The organism is Nocardioides korecus, from assembly GCF_054778395.1.
On sequence record NZ_BAAGZO010000006.1, the window covers coordinates 244,126 to 265,295 of the forward strand.

The 21,170-nt window shown below is 72.8% G+C and carries 15 protein-coding genes; 5 read left to right on the forward strand and 10 right to left on the reverse strand.

The window, feature by feature from the left end; translation table 11 throughout:
* Window positions 1-533: 533 nt before the first annotated feature.
* The gene (locus ACYVDA_RS13870; RefSeq protein WP_460818977.1) at window positions 534-1,940 is read right to left on the reverse strand and encodes an FAD/NAD(P)-binding protein; all 1,407 of its coding nucleotides are present in this window, start codon (window positions 1,938-1,940) and stop codon (window positions 534-536) included.
* A gap of 119 nt (window positions 1,941-2,059) precedes the next feature.
* The gene (locus ACYVDA_RS13875; protein ID WP_460818978.1) at window positions 2,060-3,838 is read right to left on the reverse strand and encodes an acetyl-CoA carboxylase biotin carboxylase subunit; all 1,779 of its coding nucleotides are present in this window, start codon (window positions 3,836-3,838) and stop codon (window positions 2,060-2,062) included.
* Between the two features lie 127 nt (window positions 3,839-3,965).
* Between ACYVDA_RS13875 and ACYVDA_RS13880 the strand changes: the two genes are divergently transcribed.
* The gene (locus tag ACYVDA_RS13880) at window positions 3,966-5,678 is read left to right on the forward strand and encodes an acyl-CoA mutase large subunit family protein (protein ID WP_460818979.1); all 1,713 of its coding nucleotides are present in this window, start codon (window positions 3,966-3,968) and stop codon (window positions 5,676-5,678) included.
* 148 nt (window positions 5,679-5,826) lie between these two features.
* The gene (locus ACYVDA_RS13885; RefSeq protein WP_460818980.1) at window positions 5,827-6,759 is read left to right on the forward strand and encodes a co-chaperone YbbN; all 933 of its coding nucleotides are present in this window, start codon (window positions 5,827-5,829) and stop codon (window positions 6,757-6,759) included.
* Here the strand turns inward: ACYVDA_RS13885 and ACYVDA_RS13890 are convergent.
* Together ACYVDA_RS13890 and ACYVDA_RS13895 are read right to left on the reverse strand one after the other, a co-directional pair.
* Window positions 6,756-6,899: a hypothetical protein gene (locus ACYVDA_RS13890; RefSeq protein ID WP_460818981.1), complete on the reverse strand. Its 144-nt coding sequence runs from the start codon at window positions 6,897-6,899 to the stop codon at window positions 6,756-6,758. The genes ACYVDA_RS13885 and ACYVDA_RS13890 overlap by 4 nt on opposite strands.
* Before the next feature lie 354 nt (window positions 6,900-7,253).
* Window positions 7,254-8,135 carry an alpha/beta fold hydrolase gene (locus ACYVDA_RS13895; protein WP_460818982.1) on the reverse strand — a complete coding sequence of 294 codons (882 nt, stop codon included), beginning with the start codon at window positions 8,133-8,135 and terminating at the stop codon, window positions 7,254-7,256.
* A 77-nt stretch (window positions 8,136-8,212) separates the two neighbouring features.
* On the opposite strand from ACYVDA_RS13895, the gene ACYVDA_RS13900 reads away from it, so the two are divergent.
* Entirely contained in the window at window positions 8,213-8,581 is a 369-nt protein-coding gene (locus tag ACYVDA_RS13900) for a hypothetical protein (RefSeq protein WP_460818983.1), read from the forward strand.
* A 10-nt stretch (window positions 8,582-8,591) separates the two neighbouring features.
* On the opposite strand, the gene ACYVDA_RS13905 is transcribed toward ACYVDA_RS13900, so the two are convergent.
* The 6 genes from ACYVDA_RS13905 to ACYVDA_RS13930 form a co-directional block, all read right to left on the reverse strand.
* Window positions 8,592-9,383, reverse strand: a complete 792-nt coding sequence (locus tag ACYVDA_RS13905; RefSeq protein ID WP_460818984.1) for an NUDIX hydrolase — start codon at window positions 9,381-9,383, stop codon at window positions 8,592-8,594.
* Window positions 9,384-9,467: 84 nt separating this feature from the next.
* Window positions 9,468-10,565, reverse strand: coding sequence for an SLC13 family permease (locus tag ACYVDA_RS13910; RefSeq protein WP_460818985.1), 1,098 nt, complete (start codon window positions 10,563-10,565; stop codon window positions 9,468-9,470).
* Window positions 10,562-12,448, reverse strand: coding sequence for a 1,4-alpha-glucan branching protein GlgB (gene glgB, locus ACYVDA_RS13915; protein WP_460818986.1), 1,887 nt, complete (start codon window positions 12,446-12,448; stop codon window positions 10,562-10,564). The genes ACYVDA_RS13910 and glgB overlap by 4 nt, the downstream gene beginning before the upstream one ends.
* On the reverse strand, window positions 12,445-13,836 hold the full coding sequence (locus ACYVDA_RS13920; RefSeq protein WP_460818987.1) for a maltokinase N-terminal cap-like domain-containing protein: 1,392 nt from the start codon (window positions 13,834-13,836) through the stop codon (window positions 12,445-12,447). Before ACYVDA_RS13920 ends, glgB begins: the two co-directional genes overlap by 4 nt.
* Window positions 13,833-15,641 (reverse strand): maltose alpha-D-glucosyltransferase, encoded by a 1,809-nt coding sequence (gene treS, locus ACYVDA_RS13925; RefSeq protein ID WP_460818988.1) that lies wholly within the window; start codon window positions 15,639-15,641, stop codon window positions 13,833-13,835. The genes ACYVDA_RS13920 and treS overlap by 4 nt, the downstream gene beginning before the upstream one ends.
* The gene (locus ACYVDA_RS13930) at window positions 15,638-17,647 is read right to left on the reverse strand and encodes an alpha-1,4-glucan--maltose-1-phosphate maltosyltransferase (RefSeq protein ID WP_460818989.1); all 2,010 of its coding nucleotides are present in this window, start codon (window positions 17,645-17,647) and stop codon (window positions 15,638-15,640) included. The genes treS and ACYVDA_RS13930 overlap by 4 nt, the downstream gene beginning before the upstream one ends.
* A gap of 139 nt (window positions 17,648-17,786) precedes the next feature.
* Here ACYVDA_RS13930 and glgP point away from each other — a divergent pair, with 139 nt between their 5' ends.
* A complete protein-coding gene (gene glgP / locus ACYVDA_RS13935) occupies window positions 17,787-20,390 on the forward strand; it encodes an alpha-glucan family phosphorylase (RefSeq protein ID WP_460818990.1) in 2,604 nt (867 codons plus the stop codon).
* 9 nt (window positions 20,391-20,399) lie between these two features.
* Window positions 20,400-21,167 carry a type I methionyl aminopeptidase gene (gene map, locus ACYVDA_RS13940; protein ID WP_460818991.1) on the forward strand — a complete coding sequence of 256 codons (768 nt, stop codon included), beginning with the start codon at window positions 20,400-20,402 and terminating at the stop codon, window positions 21,165-21,167.
* Window positions 21,168-21,170 lie beyond the last annotated feature (3 nt).

Consider the following 21,170-nt stretch of genomic DNA (forward strand, 5'->3'; position numbering starts at 1 on the left):
CGGCTCGACCGACAGCGCGTGGTCGGCCAGCGCCTCGGCCTCGGCCCACCGGCCCTGGTCCTGGCGCACGAAGGCCAGCTGGCCGGCGTACCACCAGTCGTCGCCGTAGGCCCGGCCCAGGCTCTCGACCAGGTCGGCGGTCTGCGAGCCCGAGGTGAGGCCGCCGAAGGCCACCGTCGGGAGGGCCACGCCCACCGCGAGGGCGTCGCGCGGGAACAGCCGCACGTGGCGCAGCAGCGCCGCGGCCCCGGTGGCCTCGTCGCTGCGCAGCCGGGTGGTGACGGCGTCGAGGAAGCTGACCTCGCGGTCGTCCAGGTGCCGCTCGGAGGCCGCGGCGTGGGCGGCCGCCAGCGCCGAGCGCCAGGACCCGGCCTCGCCCCACTCGTGACCCAGCAGGGCCAGCGCGGCGTGGGCCTGGGCGAACCCGGGGTCGAGCGCGACGGCGCGCTCGAGCCCCTCCTCGACACCGTCCTGGAGGCGGAGCAGGCGCCCCAGGGCCACGTCGTACGCCGTCGCGGCGCGCCTGCTCGCGGTCAGGGTGAGGCCGAGCAGGTCGCGCGGACGGCGTCGCGACTCCCCGTGCAGTCCGCGCACGACCGCCCGGGCCACGTCGTAGGCCTGCTCGCGGATCTCCGGCATCGCCGTGGTCTCCCACAGGTTGCCGCGCCGCAGCGCCCCGAGCGCGTAGAACGGCATCCCCGAGGGCAGCACCCCGGTGACCCGGCCGTCGTCGCGGGTGTCGATGCCCAGCCCGGACGGTCCCGGGCGCACCAGGCCCGTCCGGGCGAGGGCGTGCAGCAGCGGGTTGGCCGCGAGCGTGCCGACCGGGCCCGTGCAGCCGACGACCCCGGCGACCCGCAGGGTGGAGCCGTCGGACAGGCCGACCTCCAGGCCCTGGGGGCAGCCGCGCACGGTCGAGACGGTGCCGCGGTGGCGCACGAGGCGGCCGGACGCGAGCAGGTCGTCCAGCCGCCGGGCCGTGCCGGGGGCATCCGGTGCCGGTGCACGTCCCAGTCGCGGGCGTCCTGCTCGACGAAGGTGCGCCGGTCGGCCTCGTCGAGCCCCTGCCACAGCTGGGCCGTGACGGGTCGCAGGCCGTCGACCGCCGGGCGCCAGTCACCGGTGGCCGCGCGGGTGCGCTCCACGTGGGCCGTCACCGTGCGCCGCAGCCCGGCCAGGTCGGTCACGCGGGTGATCCCGGGCGGGGGCGGCACGGCCGGGGTGGTCGGCACCCGGTGGGCGCGCGGGAGCTCGTCGTGGCGCGAGACCGTGTGCAGCGTGCGGCCCTCGCGGGCGGCGGAGAGCGCCACGTCGACCATGGTCAGGCCGGTGCCCACCAGCAGCAGGTCGCCGTCGGGCAGCTCCTGGGTCCAAGGGTCGTCCACGAGGCGGGCGGAGGCGCGCAGCTCGGCCGGCGCCCACGCGGTCCCGGGGCGGGCGCCGGTGGCCAGCACCACCGCGCGGGCGACGATCGCGGGCCCGGAGTTGAGGCGCACGACGAACCGGTCCCCGCGGCGGTCGATCCCGACCACGGTGTCGTGGCGCCGCTCGAGACGGGCGTTGCCCGGGAAGTCGGCCGCCTGGGTGAGCAGGTCCTCGACGTAGTCGCCGTAGACCCGACGCGGCACGAAGTCCTGCGGCTGCGTCGCGGCGTCGTGGTGCCGGCGCACCCAGCGGTGGAAGTGCTCGGCGTCGCGCGGGAACGCGCTCATGCCGCTGACCGGGACGTTGAGCAGGTGCCGGTCGTCGGTCGTGGCGTACGCCGGCCCGCGGCCCGTCGTGGGGGAGGGGTCCACCAGCGCGACCCGGTAGCGCGGCGACAGCCCGGTCAGCAGGTGGCACGCCGTGAGCGCACCGCCGGCGCCGGCCCCGACGACCACCACGCAGCAGTCACCCTCCCCGCCGCGTCCATGGCCGCCCCAGCTCGGGTCACCGCGCATGGCGCCACCACCTAAAGTCGAGTAACTGGATTGACTTAGAGTAGCGGAGGTGGGCCCGACGCGCACGAGCCCTCCCGGCGTGGCGCCGGGAGGGCTCGTGGGGCTTGGTCGGGGTGCGCCTACTCGGCGTCCTTGATCTCGCAGACGACCTCGCCGTTGGTGACGGTGGCGCCGACCTGGGCGGTCAGGCCGGTGACGACGCCCGCCTTGTGGGCCTTGAGGGGCTGCTCCATCTTCATCGCCTCGAGCACCACGATGGCGTCACCCTCGGCGACGGTCGCGCCGTCCTCGACGGTCACCTTGACGATCGTGCCCTGCATGGGCGAGGCGACGGCGTCGCCGGAGACCGCGGCGGCCTTGGACCCGCCCTTGCGGCGCGGCTTCTTCGCGGCGCCGCGCGCGCCGGTGCCGCCGGAGACGGCGAGGTCGCCGGGCAGGACCACCTCGAGCCGGCGACCGCCGACCTCGACGGTGACCTTCTGGCGCTCGCCCGCCTCCGCGGCGTCCGCCGACCCGCCGCTGTAGGGCTGGATCTGGTTGTCGAAGTCGGTCTCGATCCACTGGGTGTAGACGGTAAAGCCGTCCTCGTCGCCCACGAAGGCCGGGTCGCGGACGACGGCGGCGTGGAAGGGGATCACGGTCGGCATGCCGTCGACGACGAACTCGTCGAGGGCGCGGCGCGAGCGCTCCAGGGCCTGGGTGCGGTCGCGGCCCGACACGATCAGCTTGGCGATCAGCGAGTCGAAGGCGCCCGGGATGGTCTCGCCCTCCTCGTAGCCGCCGTCCAGGCGCACGCCCGGGCCCGACGGGGGCGACCAGCGGGTGAGGGTGCCGGGGGCGGGCATGAAGCCGGCGCCGCCGTCCTCGGCGTTGATCCGGAACTCGATGGAGTGGCCGCGGATCTCCGGGTCGTCGTACCCCAGCTCCTCGCCCGCTGCGATCCGGAACATCTCGCGCACGAGGTCCAGGCCGGTGACCTCCTCGGAGACGCAGTGCTCGACCTGGAGGCGGGTGTTGACCTCGAGGAAGGAGATGGTGCCGTCCTGGGCGACGAGGAACTCGCAGGTGCCGGCACCGTGGTAGCCGGCCTCGCGCAGGATCGCCTTGGAGCTCTCGTAGAGCCGGGTGGTCTGGTCCTCGGTCAGGAACGGCGCGGGCGCCTCCTCGACCAGCTTCTGGTTGCGGCGCTGCAGCGAGCAGTCGCGGGTCGAGACGACCACGACGTTGCCGTGCTGGTCGGCCAGGCACTGGGTCTCGACGTGGCGCGGCTGGTCGAGGAACTTCTCCACCAGGCACTCGCCGCGGCCGAAGGCCGAGACGGCCTCGCGCACGGCCGACTCGTAGGCGTCGGGGATCTCCTCCATGGTGCGGGCGACCTTGAGGCCGCGCCCGCCGCCACCGAAGACGGCCTTGATCGCGACCGGCAGCCCGGCCTCCTTCGCGAAGGCGATCACCTCGTCGGCGTCCTTGACGGGGTCCTTGGTGCCCGGGGCGAGCGGCGCGTTCGCCCGCTCGGCGATGTGCTTGGCCTTGGCCTTGTCGCCCAGCGCCTCGATGGCGGCCGGCGGCGGGCCGATCCAGGTCAGCCCGGCGTCGATGACGGCCTGGGCGAAGTCGGCGTTCTCGGCCAGGAAGCCGTAGCCGGGGTGCACCGAGTCGGCGCCGGACTCCTGCGCCGCGGCGACGATCTTGGCGATGTCGAGGTAGGACTCCGCCGGGGTCGACCCGTTCAGCGAGTGGGCCTCGTCGGCCAGGCGCACGAAGAGCGCGTCGCGGTCGGGCTCGGCGTACACCGCGACGCTGCCGAGGCCGGCGTCCTTGCACGCACGGATGACGCGGACGGCGATCTCGCCGCGGTTGGCGACCAGGACCTTCTGCAGGGGCTTGACCTCGGGCACGGCACTCCTCGTGGGTGGGGCTGATCCTCCGGGAGACTACTGCCCCGGGGTCGCGCCGGGCGGCCGGGTGCGAGGAACGGGACAGGTCTGTTAGCGCTCGTTCACTCCGCCACCTACGATCGCCTGCATGGACGAGGTGACCGGGGACACAGCCAGGCAGCGCTGGACGCAGCGGTACGACGCGGCACTGGCGGGGGGCCGGGTCCGCGACGCCGACTTCACCACCCTGTCGGGCACCGAGGTCGACCCGGCGTACGGCACCGAGGACTCCGAGTGGCCCGGGGAGTTCCCCTTCACCCGGGGCCTGCACGCCACCGGCTACCGCGGGCGGCCCTGGACGATCCGCCAGTTCGCCGGGTTCGGCAACGCCCGGCAGACCAACGAGCGCTACCAGATGATCCTGGGCCGCGGCGGCGGCGGCCTCTCGGTCGCCTTCGACATGCCGACGCTGATGGGCCGCGACTCCGACGACCCGCGCGCGCTGGGCGAGGTCGGCCACTGCGGCGTGGCCATCGACTCCGCGGCCGACATGGACGTGCTCTTCGAGGGCATCCCGCTCGAGCAGGTCACCACCTCGATGACGATCAGCGGGCCGGCCGTGCCGGTCTTCTGCATGATGCTCGTCGCCGCCGAGCGCCAGGGCGCCGACCTGTCCAAGCTCAACGGCACCCTGCAGACCGACATCTTCAAGGAGTACATCGCCCAGAAGGAGTGGCTCTTCGGTCCCGAGCCGCACCTGCGGCTGATCGGCGACCTGATGGAGTACTGCGTCGAGAACATCCCGGCGTACAAGCCCCTGAGCGTCTCGGGCTACCACATCCGCGAGGCCGGCTCGACGGCCGCGCAGGAGCTCGCCTTCACCCTCGCCGACGGATTCGGGTACGTCGAGCTGGGCCTCTCCCGCGGGCTGGACGTCGACGTCTTCGCCCCGGGCCTGAGCTTCTTCTACGACAGCCACCTCGACTTCTTCGAGGAGATCGCCAAGTTCCGCGCCGGTCGCCGGATCTGGGCGCGCTGGCTGCGCGACGTCTACGGGGCGAAGACCGAGAAGGCCCAGTGGATGCGCTTCCACACCCAGACCGCCGGGGTCTCCCTGACCGCCCAGCAGCCCTACAACAACGTCGTCCGCACCGGCATCGAGGCGCTCGCCGCCGTCCTGGGCGGCACCAACTCGCTGCACACCAACGCCCTCGACGAGACCCTGGCGCTGCCCAGCGAGCAGGCCGCCGAGATCGCCCTGCGCACCCAGCAGGTGATCATGGAGGAGACCGGCGTGGTCAACGTCGCGGACCCGCTCGGAGGGTCCTGGTACGTCGAGGCGCTCACCGACCGCATCGAGGCCGAGGCCAACGCGATCTTCGACAAGATCCTCGAGATGGGCGGCTCGGACCTGCGCCACGACCAGGTCGAGCGCCTCGCGGAGTCCGCGCGCAACGGCGAGGACCCGGTCACCCAGGGCCTCCTGCGCGGCATCGAGGACGGCTGGTTCATGTCCGAGATCGCCGACGCGGCCTTCACCTACCAGATCGCGCTGGAGAAGAAGGAGAAGAAGGTCGTCGGCGTCAACGTGCTGCCCGAGTCGGTGACCAGCACCCTGGAGATCCTGCGCGTCTCCCACGAGGTCGAGACCGAGCAGGTGGCACTGCTGGCCGAGCGCAAGGCCGGTCGCGACGACGCCGCCGTCCAGGCCGCGATCGCCGACATGCTGGCCGCGGCCCGCGAGGACCGCAACATGGTCCCGGCCATGGTCGAGGCGTGCCGGGCCGAGGCGACCCTGGGTGAGATCTGCGACGCCCTGCGCGCCGAGTGGGGCGAGTACCGGGAGCCGGCCCGCTTCTGACCCCGGTGGTCTTGACCGGTCGCCGGGTCTCGGACCACGTCGTTGACCGTGGGTGGGGGGCGTGCCACGTTGAGGGACGCGGTGCACCCGTGCCCCCGTTCGGGTGCACCGCCCCGACGTCGCAGCGGCCTTCAGTATCCTCACCGGCATGAGTCAGCAGTCCTTCTCCCGTCCCGGCGCGATCGACCTCTCCGGCCTGCAGGCCCCGGCGGGTGCTCCTGCGGCAGGTGGCGCCGCGGCGCCCGGGGCCAGCGCGGCGTACGCCGTGGTGGTAACGGAGGAGAACTTCCAGGACGTCCTGGAGGCCTCGCGCACGGCGCCGGTCCTGCTCGCCTTCGAGAGCCCCGGCCGCTCGCCCGCGAGCGTCACCCTGGCCTCCGACCTCCAGGCGCTGTCCGCCGAGTTCGAGGGCCGGTTCCTGCTCGGGCGCGTCGACGTCGACGCCGTGCCGCAGATCGCCCAGGCGATGCAGATCCCGTCGGTGCCGCTCGTGGTGCTCGTCGCCCAGGGCCGCCCGATGCCGCTGCTCCAGGACGCCGCGCCGGTGGAGGAGCTGCGCCAGGCGATCACCTCGGTGCTCCAGCAGCTCACCGCCAGCGGCATCACCGGGCGCCACCAACCCCGCTCGGGCGCGGGCGAGGTCGACGCCGAGACCGGCGAGGAGCAGCTCGACCCGCGCTACGCCCCGGCCCAGGACGCCCTGGAGCGCGGTGACGTCGATGCCGCCGTCGTGGAGTACCAGAAGCTGGTCAGCGCCAACCCCGCCGACGCCGAGGCCGCCGCCGGCCTGGCCATGGCCCAGCTGCTCCAGCGCACCGAGGGCGTCGACCTGAACACCGCCCGCGCCGCCGCCGCTGCGGCCCCCGACGACGTCGAGGCCCAGATCATGGTCGCCGACCTCGACCTCCTCGGCGGCCACGTCGACGACGCGTTCCGCCGCCTGATCGACCTCGTGCGCCGCTCCGCCGGCCCCGAGCGCGACCGCGCCCGCACGCACCTGGTCAGCCTCTTCGGCGCCGTCGGCAACGACGACCCCCGCGTCCAGCGGGCCCGCCGCGAGCTCGCCTCCGCCCTGTTCTAGCCGAGGGGGCTCATCTGGCGGCCGAAGCGGCCCATCTGGCGGCCGAGGGGGCCCATCTGGCGGCCGAGGGGGCTCATCTGGCGGCCGAGGGGGCTCATCTGGTGGCCGAGGGGGCTCATCTGGTGGCCGAGGGGGCTCATCTGGTCGCTGAGAGGGGCTCGACTGTTGGTGGGGCGCGCAGGCAGCCGGACACAGCTCGATCCGGTCCGGGCTACCACCACGCGTCCCCGATCCCGGCTGGGCCGACAGTTCCGTCTCCTCCGGTCGGCTGCCCGTCCTGCGGCGGGCCCCGGTGCGCCGCCGATCCAGCACGGGACCAGCCTCCTCGCGGACCAGACGAGGCCTCCTCGCGGACCAGGTGGGCCTCCTCGGCCGCCAGACGAGCCTCCTCGGCGGCCAGATGAGCCTCCTCGGCCGACAGACGAGCCTCGTCGGCCGGCGGGTGGGCCCTCCTGGAGGGGGCTGGGGGGCTGGGGGGCTGGAGGGGGCTGGGGTCAGGTGAGGAAGGGGACGAGTGCTTCCAGGGTGCCGGCCGGGTTCTCCTCGGGGAGGAAGTGGCCGCCGGGCAGGGCACGGCCGGTGACCTGCTCGGCGTACGCCCGCCACACCGCGGGCACGTCGTACGCCGACCCCACGAAGCCGTCCGCGCCCCACAGCACCAGGGCGGGGCAGGTCACGCGCTGCCCGGCCGCGTGCGAGGCCTCGTCGTGCACGAGGTCGACCCCGAGCCCGGCGCGGTAGTCCTCGCAGGTCGCGCGCACCACCTCGGGGTCCTCGAACGCCGCGACGTACGCCGCCACGGCCTCGTCGTCGAAGGCCTCGATGCCGTCGGCGGCCGACCACTGCACCAGCTTGCGACGCACCCAGTACGCCGGGTCCGCCCCGAGGAGCCGCTCGGGCAGGTCGGCGGTCTGGGCGAGCAGGAACCAGTGGTGGTACGCCGTGGCCAGCGCGAGGTCGACGTGGGTGAGCACGTGCCGGGTGGGGGCGATGTCGAGCAGCGCCACCCGCGTGACCGCCGCCGGGTGGTCCAGGCAGAGCCGGTGGGCCACCCGTGCCCCGCGGTCGTGCCCGACGACGGCGAACGTCTCGAACCCCAGGTGCCGCATCAGCCCGACCTGGTCGGCGGCCATCGCCCGCTTGGAGGCCTGGGCGTGGTCCGGCTGCGAGGCGGGCCGGTCGGAGTCGCCGTACCCCCGCAGGTCGGGCAGCACCACCGTGTGCGTGCGCGCCAGGACCGGTGCCACCGCGTGCCACATCACGTGGGTCTGGGGGTAGCCGTGCAGCATCAGCAGCGGCGGCCCCTCCCCGCCCACGACCGCGTGCACGCGGGTCCCGTCGACGTCGACGTCGGTCGTGGTGAAGTCCTCCAGCACACCGCCCTGCCTACCACGCCCCGGTCGGGCCCGGACAGGTCCGGCGGCTGCCGGGCGCGCGTGGCAGCATGGCGCCCATGGACCGGGTGCAGCCCTACGTGCGGCTCTCACCGCTGGGGCAGACCTACGTCACCACGGTGGCGGTGGTCGCCGGCGTCGCGATGCTGGCCGAGAGCGAGGTGTGGTACGTCGCCCTGGTCGTCCTCACGCTCCCGCTGAGCCTGCTCGCGCTGTGGGTGGCGCTCTACGCCAGCCTCGCCGTCGGGCTCCTGGTCGGGGCCGAGGCGTCCCGCCCGACCTGGCCGGTGGTGCTGGCCTGGGTGCTCGTGTGGGGCACGACCGCCTGGATCAACGCCCGGATGACCGAGAAGATCCTGCGCCGCGGCTGGTCCGCGCTGCGCGTCGGCCCGCCGGCGCCGGTGACGCCCGAGGACGAGCAGTGGTGAGGGCCGGCTCCTAGCCCGGGAGCCCCCGACCGCTCTCGACGTACGCCGGCCCCGGGTCGCTCGTGGTGTTGCGCAGCGCCGCCTCGATCCGCCGCGCGGTGAAGTCGGCGCAGCGCGCGCGCACGTCGGCGATGCCGAAGAAGCCCGCCGAGCGGATCTCGCGCTCCTGGCGCACCACCGCGTCCACGATCGAGGGGTCGTGGACGCCGCCGTCGAAGACCAGGCAGACCGCGTCGTCCCAGCCGCCCCACGGGGGCAGCCAGTCGGTGAGCAGCAGCCGGCCGGCGGGCAGCTCGAGCGCGAGCTCCTCGGTGATCTCGCGCTCGACCGCGAGCTGCGGCGACTCGCCGACCTCCACGACGCCGCCGGGCAGGTCGAGGTCGCGCTTGTAGGTCAGCTGGCACAGCAGCACGCGCCCGTCGGTGCTGCGCACCAGCAGCTGCGAGATCGCGCGCTTGCGCGGCAGGAACGAGTTGAGCAGCGTGCGGAACCCGGAGGGGTCCTCCAGCGGGGCGTCGTGGGCGAGCCGGGCGTAGACGACCCGGTCGTGGTGGGCGCCGTCCGACTCCACGGCCCCGCGCGCGACGCCCTCGCGCATCAGGCCGGAGAACGTCGCGACGCGCTGGGCGGCCTCGTCGTCGGGGTCGACGTGGGCCTCGACCCGGGTCGCGCCGCCCTTGAACGCCGACTCGACCAGCTCCCGGACCCGGTCGGCGGACGGACGCAGCCCCTGGTCCTGCAGCTCGTCGGTCCAGGAGACCCGGACGACGCCGGGGGAGACGGGGGTGAGGTCGGCAGCCACGCCCGCCACCCTAGGGCCGCGACCCTCCGTCGGCGGAGCAGGTCGCCCCGGCGACCGACATCGGGACCTGCGTGAGCAGCCGCCTCACAGGAGGTGGACCGCCAGGACCCCGGCGACCAGCGCGAGGGGGACGACGAGCAGGCCCTCGAGGCCGAAGCGCACGATCGAGACCGACAGCCCGCGGGCGCGGCAGGAGCGCAGCCAGAGCAGGTTGGCCAGCGAGCCCCAGGCGAGCAGCATCGGGGCGACGTTGACCCCGATCAGGACCGTCACCAGGCGCTCGTGGCTGCCGGCGAAGGGCTCGGCGACCAGGTAGGCGGGCAGGTTGTTGACCACGTTGGCCAGCACCCCGCTGGTCCCGGCCAGCCGGAGCAGGTCCACCAGCGACCCGCCGGTGCCGAAGAAGGCGGTGAGCACGCCCGACCCCTCGTCGACGAGCACCTGGACGACCACGAAGAGCACGATCGCGAAGACCAGGACCGACCAGGGGACCAGGCCGAGCAGGCGGCGGGGCGCGACGGCCGCGGGACGGCGTACGGCGAAGGCGACGACCAGCACGACCGTGGCCACCAGGGCCACCACCCATGCCTCGAGCCCGACCACGATCGCGGGGCCGAACAGCACCACGACGGCCGTCGCGGTCCGCAGCAGCACCGGGTCGTACGCCGGGAGGCTGGTCGGGACCTCGTAGGAGCCCCTCAGCGCCGCCCGGTGGCGCAGCACCAGCACGAGCACGACGACCACGAGCACGGCCAGCTGCGGAGCCCAGGTCTCGGCCATGAACCCGACCGCGCCGGTGCCCATCCGCGACTGCGCGAGCAGGTTGGTCAGGTTCGACACCGGCAGCAGCAGCGAGGCGGTGTTGGCCAGCCAGATCGAGGCGAACGCGAACGGCAGCGCGCTGATCCCGAGCTCGGCGGCCAGCGCCAGCCCGATCGGCGCGAGCAGCACCGCGGTCGTGTCGATGCTGAGCACCCACGTGGCCACCGTGGCCAGCAGCGTGAACAGCAGGAACAGCACCATCCGGCTGCCGCCCCCGAGACGCGCGGCGAGGTGGGCGGAGACGTCGAAGAGCCGGGCGTCGTCGCACAGGTCGGCGACCACCTGGATCAGCACGAGGAAGAGCAGGACGGGCCAGACCCGCTCGGCGACGTCGCCGAGGCTGGTGAGCAGGTGGTTCACCGGCGCGAGGTCAACCAGAGCGTGCCGAGAGGGGGGACCCGCAGAGAGGCCGAGGCGGGCTGGCCGTGGTGCGCCTGCGGGTGGGCGGTCACGGTGCCGAGGTTGCCCACGCCGGAGCCGCCGTAGACCTCGGCGTCGGTGTTGAGCACCTCGCTCCACTCACCGGTCCAGGGAAGGCCGACGAGGTAGCCCTCGTGCGGCACGGCCGAGAAGTTGCTGATGCAGACCAGCGCGCTCCCGTCCGAGCCCCAGCGCAGGAACGCCACGGTGTTGCGCGAGGCGTCGTCGGCCTCGAGCCAGGCGAACCCGGCCGGGTCGCAGTCCTGGCTCCACAGCGCCGGGGTGTCGACGTAGACGTGGTTGAGGTCGCTGACCAGGCGCTGCACGCCGGCGTGACCCTGGTCCTCCAGCTGCCACCAGTCCAGCTCGCGCTGCTCGGCCCACTCGTGCTCCTGGGCGAACTCCGAGCCCATGAAGACCAGCTGCTTGCCCGGGTGGGCCCACTGCCACGACAGGTAGGCGCGCACTCCTGCGAGCTGCTGCCAGCGGTCGCCGGGCATCTTGGTCAGCAGGGAGCCCTTGCCGTGCACGACCTCGTCGTGGCTGATCGGCAGGACGTAGTTCTCGGAGTAGGCGTAGACCATCGAGAAGGTCAGCTGGTGGTGGTGGTAGCCGCGGTGCACCGGGTCGCGGTCGACGTAGGCCAGCGAGTCGTGCATCCAGCCCATGTTCCACTTGAAGCCGAAGCCCAGGCCGTCGGCGCTGGTGGGGCGGGTGACGCCGGGCCACGACGTCGACTCCTCGGCCACGGTGATGGCGCCGGGGACGTTCTTGTAGACGGTGGCGTTCATCTCCTGGAGGAACCCGACGGCCTCGAGGTTCTCCCGGCCGCCGTGGACGTTGGGCTCCCACTCACCGGCCTCGCGGGAGTAGTCGAGGTAGAGCATCGAGGCGACCGCGTCGACCCGGATGCCGTCGACGTGGAACTCCTGGAGCCAGTAGAGCGCGTTGGCGACCAGGAAGTTGCGCACCTCCTTGCGCCCGAAGTCGAAGACGTAGGTGCCCCAGTCGGGGTGCTCGCCCCGCGTCGGGTTGGGGTCCTCGTAGAGCGGGCTACCGTCGAAGCGCGCGAGCGCGAACTCGTCCTTGGGGAAGTGCGCGGGCACCCAGTCCACGATCACGCCGACGCCCGCGTTGTGCAGGGCCTCGACCAGCCGGCGGAACCCGTCGGGGTCGCCGAAGCGGGAGGTGGGGGCGTAGTAGGAGGTGACCTGGTAGCCCCAGGAGCCGCCGAAGGGGTGCTCCATGACGGGCAGCAGCTCGACGTGGGTGAACCCCATCTCCACGACGTACGCCGTAAGGCTCTCGGCGAGCTCGTCGTAGGAGTAGGACCCGCCGTGGGGGTGCCGACGCCAGGAGGCGAGGTGCACCTCGTAGACCGACATCGGGGCCTGGTCGGGGCGGGTCTCGGCGACCCGCTGCTCCATCCACTCGTCGTCGGTCCAGGTGTGGGTGCTGGCGAAGATCCGCGAGGCGGTCGCCGGGGGGACCTCGGTGTGGAAGGCCATCGGGTCGGCCTTGTCGCGCCACTGGCCGTCGGCGCCGCGGACGTGGAACTTGTAGCCGTCGCCGTGGGTGGCGCCGGGGACGAAGCCCTCCCAGACCCCGGAGGACCCGACCGCGGTCAGGACGCCGCGCGAGCCGTCCCAGTCGTTGAAGTCGCCGCGCACCTGGACCTCCATCGCCCGGGGGGCCCACACGCGGAACGCCGTGCCGCCGGGCACCACGTGGGCGCCGAGGGCGTCCCACAGGCGCTCGTGGCGGCCCTCGTTGATGAGGTGGAGGTCCATCTCGCCGAGCAGGTGGCCGGTGGTGTCGCTCATCGTGGGGCTCCGATGCTCGTGAGGGCGGCCAGGGGGATGTCCAGCCAGGTGGGTCGGTTGCGGGCCTCGTAGACGACCTCGTAGACGGCCTTGTCGGCCTCGTAGGCGTCGATGAGGGTGAGCTCGTCCGGGGTCAGGGGCGAGCCGCCGGCGTCGAGCCGCCGCTGGGCGTAGCCGGTGAGGAAGGCCTCGCGGTTGCGCGCCACCCACTCCTGGGCGCGGTAGGCGATCTGCGGGCTCGGCTCGTCGCCGGAGTGCAGGTCCTTGACCACCGACTGGGCGGCGTAGTCGAAGGAGCGCAGCATGCCGGCGACGTCGCGCCACGGCGAGTCCGGCAGCCGCCGGTCCTCGAGCGGCTTGGCGGGCTCGCCCTCGAAGTCGACCAGCTTCCAGCCCAGGGACGTGCGCAGGGTCTGCCCCAGGTGCAGGTCGCCGTGGACCCGCTGGGCCTCCCCGCCCAGGTCGGCCATCCGGCCGTAGACCGCCTTCAGCGACTCCGTCCACCGGCCCAGGGCCGGCACGACGGCGGCCGCGGCGACCAGCTGGCGGCGCATGCCCTCGGCGCGGGCGGAGGCGTCGAGGGTCGAGGTGCCGAACTCCTCGCGCAGCAGGGCGTGGACGTCGCTGACGGCGACGCCGAGCCGGTGGGCCTCGCCGGCGAAGTCGCCGCCGACCTCCTCGGCGTGCAGGTCGGCCTCGGCGAACAGGTTGCGCGCGCTGCTCAGCGCGAGGTCCCAGCCGTCGGCGGCGGTGCGCAGGAACTGCTGGATCATCGCGAGGTCGAACTGCTCGTGCTCGATCCAGCCGTAGAGCGCGGCGACGTGGCTGCTGCCGGCGGCGGTCAGCGCGCGGTGGATCTCGATGTCGGGGTTGCGGCCGGGGGTCACCTTGCGGAAGACCTTCATCAGGCTGTCGTCGCCGAAGGCCACCGAGGAGTTGCTCTGCTCGCCGCGGAACAGCGTGGAGTGCGACTCGAGGTCCAGGTCGTGGCCGGGCAGGCGGTGGAAGGTGAGGCCGCCGTACGGCTGCGAGCTGTCGGGTGCGGTGGTCGCGAACGCGCGCAGGTAGACGCCCATCGCCTCGCGGTCGTGGACCGCGTCGTAGGAGTGCACCTCGCCGAGCTGGTCGTCGTGGTGCGGGCCGAGCGAGGCGTGCGCGATCCGCTCCTGCGGCTCGTCGTAGTGCGAGAGCGGCATCTGGTAGTGCTCGACCTCGTCGGGCGCGCCGTCGGTGCCGGGGTAGCGCACCGTCACCAGGTCGATGGTCACCGACGGGGGACCGGGCAGGGTGCCCACGCGGGTCACCTCGACCACCTCGTGCGCGCGGCCCTTGCCGGCGAACCAGCGGGCCTCGGCGAGGTACGCCGTCATCAGGGGGTGCTGGGTCACGAGGGCGCTCCCGTCTCGACGGACTCCGACGGGTCGGGCAGCCGGATCCAGTAGAAGCCGTAGCCCCCCAGCGTCAGCAGGTAGGGCAGCTCGCCGACCTTGGGGAAGCGCACGCCGCCGATCAGCTCGACGGGGGTGACGCCCTCCCAGCGGCGCAGGTCGAGCTCGACCGGCTGGGGGAAGCGGCTGAGGTTGTTCACGCACAGCACCGAGTCGGTGCGGCCGGTCGCGGGGTCGGTGTGCTCGCGGACGTAGGACAGCACCGAGGGGTTCGAGCCGCCGAGGTCGTGGAACTCCCCGAGGCCGAAGCTGGGGTGCTGCTTGCGGGTCTGGATCATCCGGCGCGTCCAGTGCAGCAGCGAGGAGGAGTTGTCCAGCTCGGTCTCGACGTTGACGCGCTGGTAGCCGAAGACGGGGTCCTGCACCGTCGGCAGGTGCAGCTTGCCCGGGGTGGCCTGGGAGAAGCCGGCGTTGCGGTCCGGCGTCCACTGCATCGGGGTGCGCACGCCGTCGCGGTCGCCGAGCCAGATGTTGTCGCCCATCCCGATCTCGTCGCCGTAGTAGAGCACCGGCGAGCCGGGCAGCGAGAGCAGGAGCGCGGTGAACAGCTCCATCCGGTTGACGTCGTTGTCCAGGAGCGGGGCCAGCCGCCGGCGGATGCCGATGTTGGCCTTCATCCGCGGGTCGCCGGCGTACTCGCTCCACATGTAGTCGCGGTCCTCGTCGGTGACCATCTCCAGCGTCAGCTCGTCGTGGTTGCGCAGGAAGATGCCCCACTGGCAGTTGGCCGGGATGGCCGGGGTCTGCTCGAGGATCTCCGAGATCGGGAAGCGGTTCTCCCGGCGCACGGCCATGAAGATCCGCGGCATCACCGGGAAGTGGAAGGCCATGTGGCACTCGTCGCCGCCGACCTCCGGGTCGCCGAAGTACTCCACGACGTCCGAGGGCCACTGGTTGGCCTCGCACAGCAGCACCCGGCCGGGGTAGTTCTCGTCGACGAAGCGGCGCACCGTCTTGAGCGCCTCGTGGGTCTCGGGGAGGTTCTCGCCGTTGGTGCCGGGCCGCTCGAAGAGGTAGGGCACGGCGTCGAGCCGGAAGCCGTCCAGACCCATGTCGAGCCAGAACGCCATCGCCTCCAGCATGGCGTCCATGACCTTGGGGTTGTCGAAGTTCAGGTCGGGCTGGTGGGAGAAGAACCGGTGCCAGAAGTACTGCTGGCGCACCGGGTCCCAGGTCCAGTTCGAGGGCTCGGTGTCGACGAAGATGATCCGGGCCTCGGAGTAGAGGTCGTCGGTGTCGGACCAGACGTAGAAGTCGCCGTACGGGCCCTCGGGGTCCTCGCGGCTGGCCTGGAACCACGGGTGCTGGTCGCTGGTGTGGTTCATGACGAAGTCGATGATCACGCGGATGTCGCGCTTGTGCGCCTCGTCGAGGAAGTGGTGGAAGTCCTCGACCGTGCCGACCTCGGGCTGGAGGTTGGTGTAGTCGGCGACGTCGTAGCCGCCGTCGCGCAGCGGCGAGGTGAAGAACGGCGGCACCCACAGGCAGTCGACGCCGAGCCAGTGCAGGTAGTCGAGCTTCTCGGTCAGGCCGCGGAAGTCGCCCACGCCGTCGCCGTCGCTGTCCTTGAAGGACCGGACGAGGACCTCGTAGAACACCGCGGTCTTGAACCAGTCCGGCTGGTCGAAGCCGGCGGCCGTCGGGTCGCCCGAGGTGCTCGGCAGCACCCCGCTCTCACCGGGCCCGTCGCCGTCGGGTGACGCTGCGCCTGCGGTGGCGCGGGACTCCATGGACGGCTGGGTCACAGACCTCTCCTGACGCTCAGCACGTGAGCGGGTTCGTGGTGCGGGTCGAGCCGGACGTAGTTGTGAGCACCCCACTCGAAGTCCTGGCCGGTGAGCTCGTCGTGGACCAGGAACCGGTCCTCCCAGCCCAGCCCCAGCGAGGGCAGGTCGAGGTGGACGGTGGTCTCGTGGGTCTGCCACGGGTCGAGGTTGACGACCACGATCACCGTGTCGTCGGCTCCGTTCCCCTCTGCGTCGGTCCCAACCGTCCGGTCGACCGTCCGCTTGGCGAAGACCAGCACCGCGTCGTCGTCGCTGTGGTGGATCGTCACGTTGCGCAGCTGCTGGAGCGCGGGGTGGGCGTCGCGCACGTGGTTGAGCCGGGTGAGGTACGGCGCCAGCGTGTCGCCGGTGGCCTCGGCGCGCGCCCAGTCCCGGATCCGGATCTGGAACTTCTCGGAGTCGAGGTACTCCTCCGCACCGGGACGCAGCGCGAGGTGCTCGTAGAGCTCGTAGCCGGCGTACACGCCCCAGCTCGGGGACCCGGTGGCCGCGAGGACGGCCCGGATCTTGAAGGCCGGCGGCCCGCCGTGCTGCAGGAACGTGGGCAGGATGTCGGGGGTGTTGACGAAGAAGTTCGGGCGCATGACGTGCGCGGACTCGTGCGACACCTCGGCGAGGTACTGCTCGAGCTCCCAGCGGGTGTTGCGCCAGGTGAAGTGCGTGTAGGACTGGTGGTAGCCGACCGAGCCGTGCGCGCGCATCCGCGGGGGCACCGTGAAGGCCTCGGCCAGGAAGATCACGTCGGGGTCGGTCTCGCGGATCCGGCCCAGCAGCCACTCCCAGAAGTCCAGCGGCTTGGTGTGCGGGTTGTCGACGCGGAAGACCCGCACGCCGTGCGACATCCAGTGCCGCAGCAGGCGCTCGCTCTCCGCGTAGATCCCCTCCGGGTCGTTGTCGAAGTTGATCGGGTAGATGTCCTGGTACTTCTTCGGCGGGTTCTCGGCGTAGGCGATCGTGCCGTCGGAGCGGGTGGTGAACCACTCGGGGTGCTCGGTGGCCCACGGGTGGTCGGGCGCGGCCTGGAGCGCGAAGTCCAGCGCCACCTCGAGGCCCAGGCGGTGCGCCTCGGCGACGAAGGCGTCGAAGTCCTCGATCGTGCCCAGGTCGGGGTGGACGGCGTCGTGGCCGCCGTCCTTGCTGCCGATCGCCCAGGGGGAGCCGACGTCGTCGGGGCCGGGGGTCAGGGTGTTGTTGGGCCCCTTGCGGTTGACCTCGCCGATCGGGTGGATCGGGGGCAGGTAGATCACGTGGAAGCCCATGTCGGCCACGGCCTGCAGCCGCTTCGCCGCGGTGCGGAAGGTGCCGCTGACGATCTTTCCGCTGGTCTCGTCGAGGCGGGCGCCCTCGGAACGGGGGAAGAACTCGTACCAGCTGGAGTAGAGCGCCCGCTGCCGGTCGGCGAAGAGCGGGAACGGTCCCTCGGTGGTCAGCAGGTCGCGCAGGGGGTACGCCGCGTGCAGCCGCGCCACCGCCTCGGACTCCACGACGGCGAGCCGGGCCTCGACGGGACGGCCGGTGTCGCGCAGGGCGGTCGCGGTGTCCTCGAGGGCCTGGGCGTCGGTCGGCGCCACGTCGTGCTCGGCCCGGATCCGGTCGAGCAGCAGCACGCCCTCGGTGAACATCAGCTCGGTGTCCACGTCGGCGCGGATCTTCAGTGGCGCGTCGTGCAGCCAGGTGCCGACCGGGTCGCCCCACGCCTGCACCTCGAAGGTCCAGGCCCCCACGGTGTCGAGCACGACCCACGCGCGCTTGCGCAGGAGGTCCTCGGGCACGTCGTCCATCGGGACCGGGGCGCGACGGGTGCCGGAGGGGTCGGTGAGGACCACCTCGGCGCCGAGCTGGTCGTGCCCCTCGCGGAAGACCAGGGCGCTGACGGGGACCTGCTCGCCGACGGCCGCCTTCGCGGGGTTGGCTCCGCGGTTGACCTCGGGTGCCACGTCCATGACGGGGATGCGTCCGACCATGGCGCCCAGACTTCCGGGTGAGAGGCGATCACGCAAACGGTGGGTCGGGGCGGGCCCGGGGGAGGGGCGGTCTGGTGCGATCGCGTCATTCCGCGTTTTCGTTGGATCGATCAAACCGATCTGCGCTACGGTCCTGCCCGTGCGCGCGATCCGACGATTCACAGTCCGCCCGGTCCTGCCGGAGCCCCTCCGTCTCCTGGGCGACCTCGCCCTGAACCTGCGGTGGTCCTGGCACCCCGAGACCCAGGACGTCTTCGAGACCCTGGACCCCCAGCTCTGGCGCTCCAGCGGCAAGGACCCGGTCAAGACCCTCGGCGCGGTCCCGACCGCTCGCCTGGAGGAGCTGGCCAAGGACAAGCGCTTCCTGCGCCGCCTGGCCAACGCCCACTCCGACCTCGAGGAGTACCTCACCGGCGACCGCTGGTTCCAGCGCAAGGCGGCCCACGCCGACGCCGAGAACCCGATGCCGCGCGCCATCGCCTACTTCTCCCCGGAGTTCGGCATCACCTCGGTGCTGCCGCAGTACTCCGGCGGTCTCGGCATCCTGGCCGGCGACCACCTCAAGACCGCCAGCGACCTCGGCATCCCGCTGATCGGGGTCGGCCTGCTCTACCAGTACGGGTACTTCCGCCAGCAGTTCTCGCGCGAGGGCTGGCAGCTGGAGAGCTACCCCCTGCTCGACCCCGACGGCCTGCCGATCACCCTGCTCCGCGAGCAGGACGGCTCCCCGGCCCAGGTCCGGGTCGCGGTCCCCGGCGGCGACCAGGGCGACCAGGACCTCGTGGCCCGCGTGTTCGTCGCCCAGGTCGGCCGCGTCCCGCTGCTGCTGCTCGACACCGACATCGAGGAGAACCCCGCCCACCTGCGCGAGGTCACCGACCGGCTGTACGGCGGCACCACCGAGCACCGCCTCCTCCAGGAGCTCCTCCTCGGCGTCGGCGGCGTCCGGGCCATCCGCGTGCACGCCCGGCTGACCGGTCACCCCGAGCCCGAGGTCTTCCACACCAACGAGGGCCACGCCGGCTTCCTGGGTCTCGAGCGCATCCGCGAGCTCACCGTCGACGCGGCCGGCCCGCACCTGGACTTCGACACCGCGCTCGAGGTCACCCGCGCCGGCACCGTCTTCACCACCCACACCCCCGTGCCGGCCGGCATCGACCGCTTCCCGCGCGACCTGGTCGAGCAGTACTTCGGCGGCCGCAGCCCGGTCGACGGCGTCCCGCTGGACCGGATCCTGCGCCTGGGCGCCGAGGACTACGCCGGCGGCGACCGCGGTGTGTTCAACATGGCCGTGATGGGGTTCCGCCTGGCGCAGCGCGCCAACGGCGTCTCCGAGCTCCACGGCGAGGTCAGCCGCGGCATGTTCAACGGCCTGTGGCCCGCGTTCGACGAGGCCGAGGTCCCGATCACCTCGATCACCAACGGCGTCCACGCCCCCACCTGGGTGGCCCGCGAGGTCTTCGAGCTGGCCGGCAAGGCCGGGGCCGACACCGACTCGGACTCCGACGACGTCTGGGACGTCGTCGACCGGATCCCCGGTGCCGACCTGTGGTCGACCAAGCGCGACCTGCGCAAGCGCCTGGTCGAGGAGGCCCGCGTGCGCCTGCGCAAGTCCTGCCTGGCGCGCGGCATGGCCGACGCCGAGCTCGGCTGGGTCGACACCGCGCTGGACCCCGACGTCCTGACGATCGGCTTCGCGCGGCGCGCTGCGTCGTACAAGCGGCTCACCCTGATGCTCAGCGACCCCGAGCGCCTCAAGCGCCTGCTGCTGCACCCGGAGCGGCCGATCCAGCTGATCATGGCCGGCAAGGCCCACCCCGCCGACGACGGCGGCAAGCGCCTGATCCAGGCGATCGTGGCGCTGGCCGACGACCCGGAGGTCCGCCACCGCGTCGCGTACCTGCCCAACTACGACATCGCGATGGCCCAGCCGCTCTACCCCGGCACCGACGTGTGGCTGAACAACCCGCTGCGGCCCTACGAGGCGTGCGGCACCTCGGGCATGAAGTCGGCGCTCAACGGCGGCCTGAACCTCTCCATCCTCGACGGCTGGTGGGACGAGTGGTACGACGGCAACAACGGCTGGGCGATCCCGTCGGCCGACGGCGTCGAGGACCCCGACCAGCGTGACGACATCGAGGCCGCGGCCCTCTACGACCTGCTCGAGAACGAGGTCGCGCCGCGCTTCTACGACGTCGACGCCGAGGGGGTGCCGACCCGCTGGCTGGAGATGGTGCGCCACACCCTGAAGTCGCTGGGGCCCAAGGTGCTCTCGACCCGGATGCTGCGCGAGTACACCAACACGCTCTACTCCCCGGCCGCCGTCGCCGCCCGCGCGATGAACCACTCCTACGAGGGCGCGGCCGAGCTGGCCGCCTGGAAGCAGCGCGTGCGCAGCGGCTGGGGCGAGGTCCGCGTGGACCACGTCGACTCCGAGGGTCTCGCCGACTCCCCGGAGATCGGTGGCGGGCTCGACCTCAAGGTCTTCGTCTCGCTGGGCGCGCTCGCACCCGACGACGTCGAGGTCCAGGTCGTGCACGGCCGGGTCAAGGGCGAGGACCAGCTCGTCGACACCACGACCACCCCGCTGGCCCTGGCCGAGACCCTCGAGGGCGGGCGGCACCGCTTCGACGGCCACCTCGCGCTGACCCGCGCCGGGTCGTTCGGCTACACCGTCCGCGTGCTGCCGAAGAACCCCTCCCTGGCCTCCCCGGCCGAGCTGGGACTGGTGGCCCTCGCCTAGGCTGACCAGGTGATCGAGCTGCGCAGTCCCGCCGAGATCGAGCAGATGCGGCCGGCCGGGAGGTTCGTGGCCGACGTGCTGACGGCCCTCCAGGGGGCCGCTGCGGTCGGGGTCAACCTGCTCGAGCTCGACGCCCTGGCCGCACGGATGATCGCCGACCGGGGGGCGACGTCGTGCTACGTCGACTACCACCCGTCCTTCGGGGCGATGCCGTTCGGCAAGGTGCTGTGCACCTCGGTCAACGACGCGGTGCTGCACGGCCTGCCCCACGACTACACGCTGCGCGACGGCGACCTGCTCAGCGTCGACTTCGCCGCCTCCGTCGACGGCTGGGTGGCCGACTCCGCGGTCAGCCTCGTGGTCGGCACGCCCGCGCAGGCCGACCTCGACCTGATCGACACCACCGAGCGCGCGCTCGCCGCCGCCATCGAGGTGGCGCGGCCGGGCCAGCGGCTCGGCGACGTGTCGGCCGCCATCGCCGCGGTGGCCCGCGCGGAGGGCCTCTCGATCAACACCGACTTCGGCGGCCACGGCGTGGGGCGCACCATGCACGGCGACCCGCACGTCCCCAACGACGGTCGTCCCGGCCGCGGGCTCAAGCTCCAGCCCGGCCTGGTGATCGCGATCGAGCCGTGGTTCCTGCAGACCACCGACCAGCTCTTCACCGACCGAGACGGCTGGACGCTGCGCAGCGGCGACGGCTCCCGCGGTGCGCACTCCGAGCACACCATCGCGATCACCGCGGGCGACCCGCTCGTCCTGACCGCCCGGGGCTGAGCC

Bases quoted from the DNA above. Each gene is read 5' to 3' on its own strand.
- ACYVDA_RS13870 (WP_460818977.1), bottom strand. From the start codon at position 1,940: ATGCGCGGTGACCCGAGCTGGGGCGGCCATGGACGCGGCGGGGAGGGT.
- ACYVDA_RS13880 (WP_460818979.1), top strand. From the start codon at position 3,966: ATGGACGAGGTGACCGGGGACACAGCCAGGCAGCGCTGGACGCAGCGG.
- ACYVDA_RS13885 (WP_460818980.1), top strand. From the start codon at position 5,827: ATGAGTCAGCAGTCCTTCTCCCGTCCCGGCGCGATCGACCTCTCCGGC.
- ACYVDA_RS13890 (WP_460818981.1), bottom strand. From the start codon at position 6,899: ATGAGCCCCCTCGGCCACCAGATGAGCCCCCTCGGCCACCAGATGAGC.
- ACYVDA_RS13900 (WP_460818983.1), top strand. From the start codon at position 8,213: ATGGACCGGGTGCAGCCCTACGTGCGGCTCTCACCGCTGGGGCAGACC.
- glgB (WP_460818986.1), bottom strand. From the start codon at position 12,448: ATGAGCGACACCACCGGCCACCTGCTCGGCGAGATGGACCTCCACCTC.
- ACYVDA_RS13930 (WP_460818989.1), bottom strand. From the start codon at position 17,647: ATGGTCGGACGCATCCCCGTCATGGACGTGGCACCCGAGGTCAACCGC.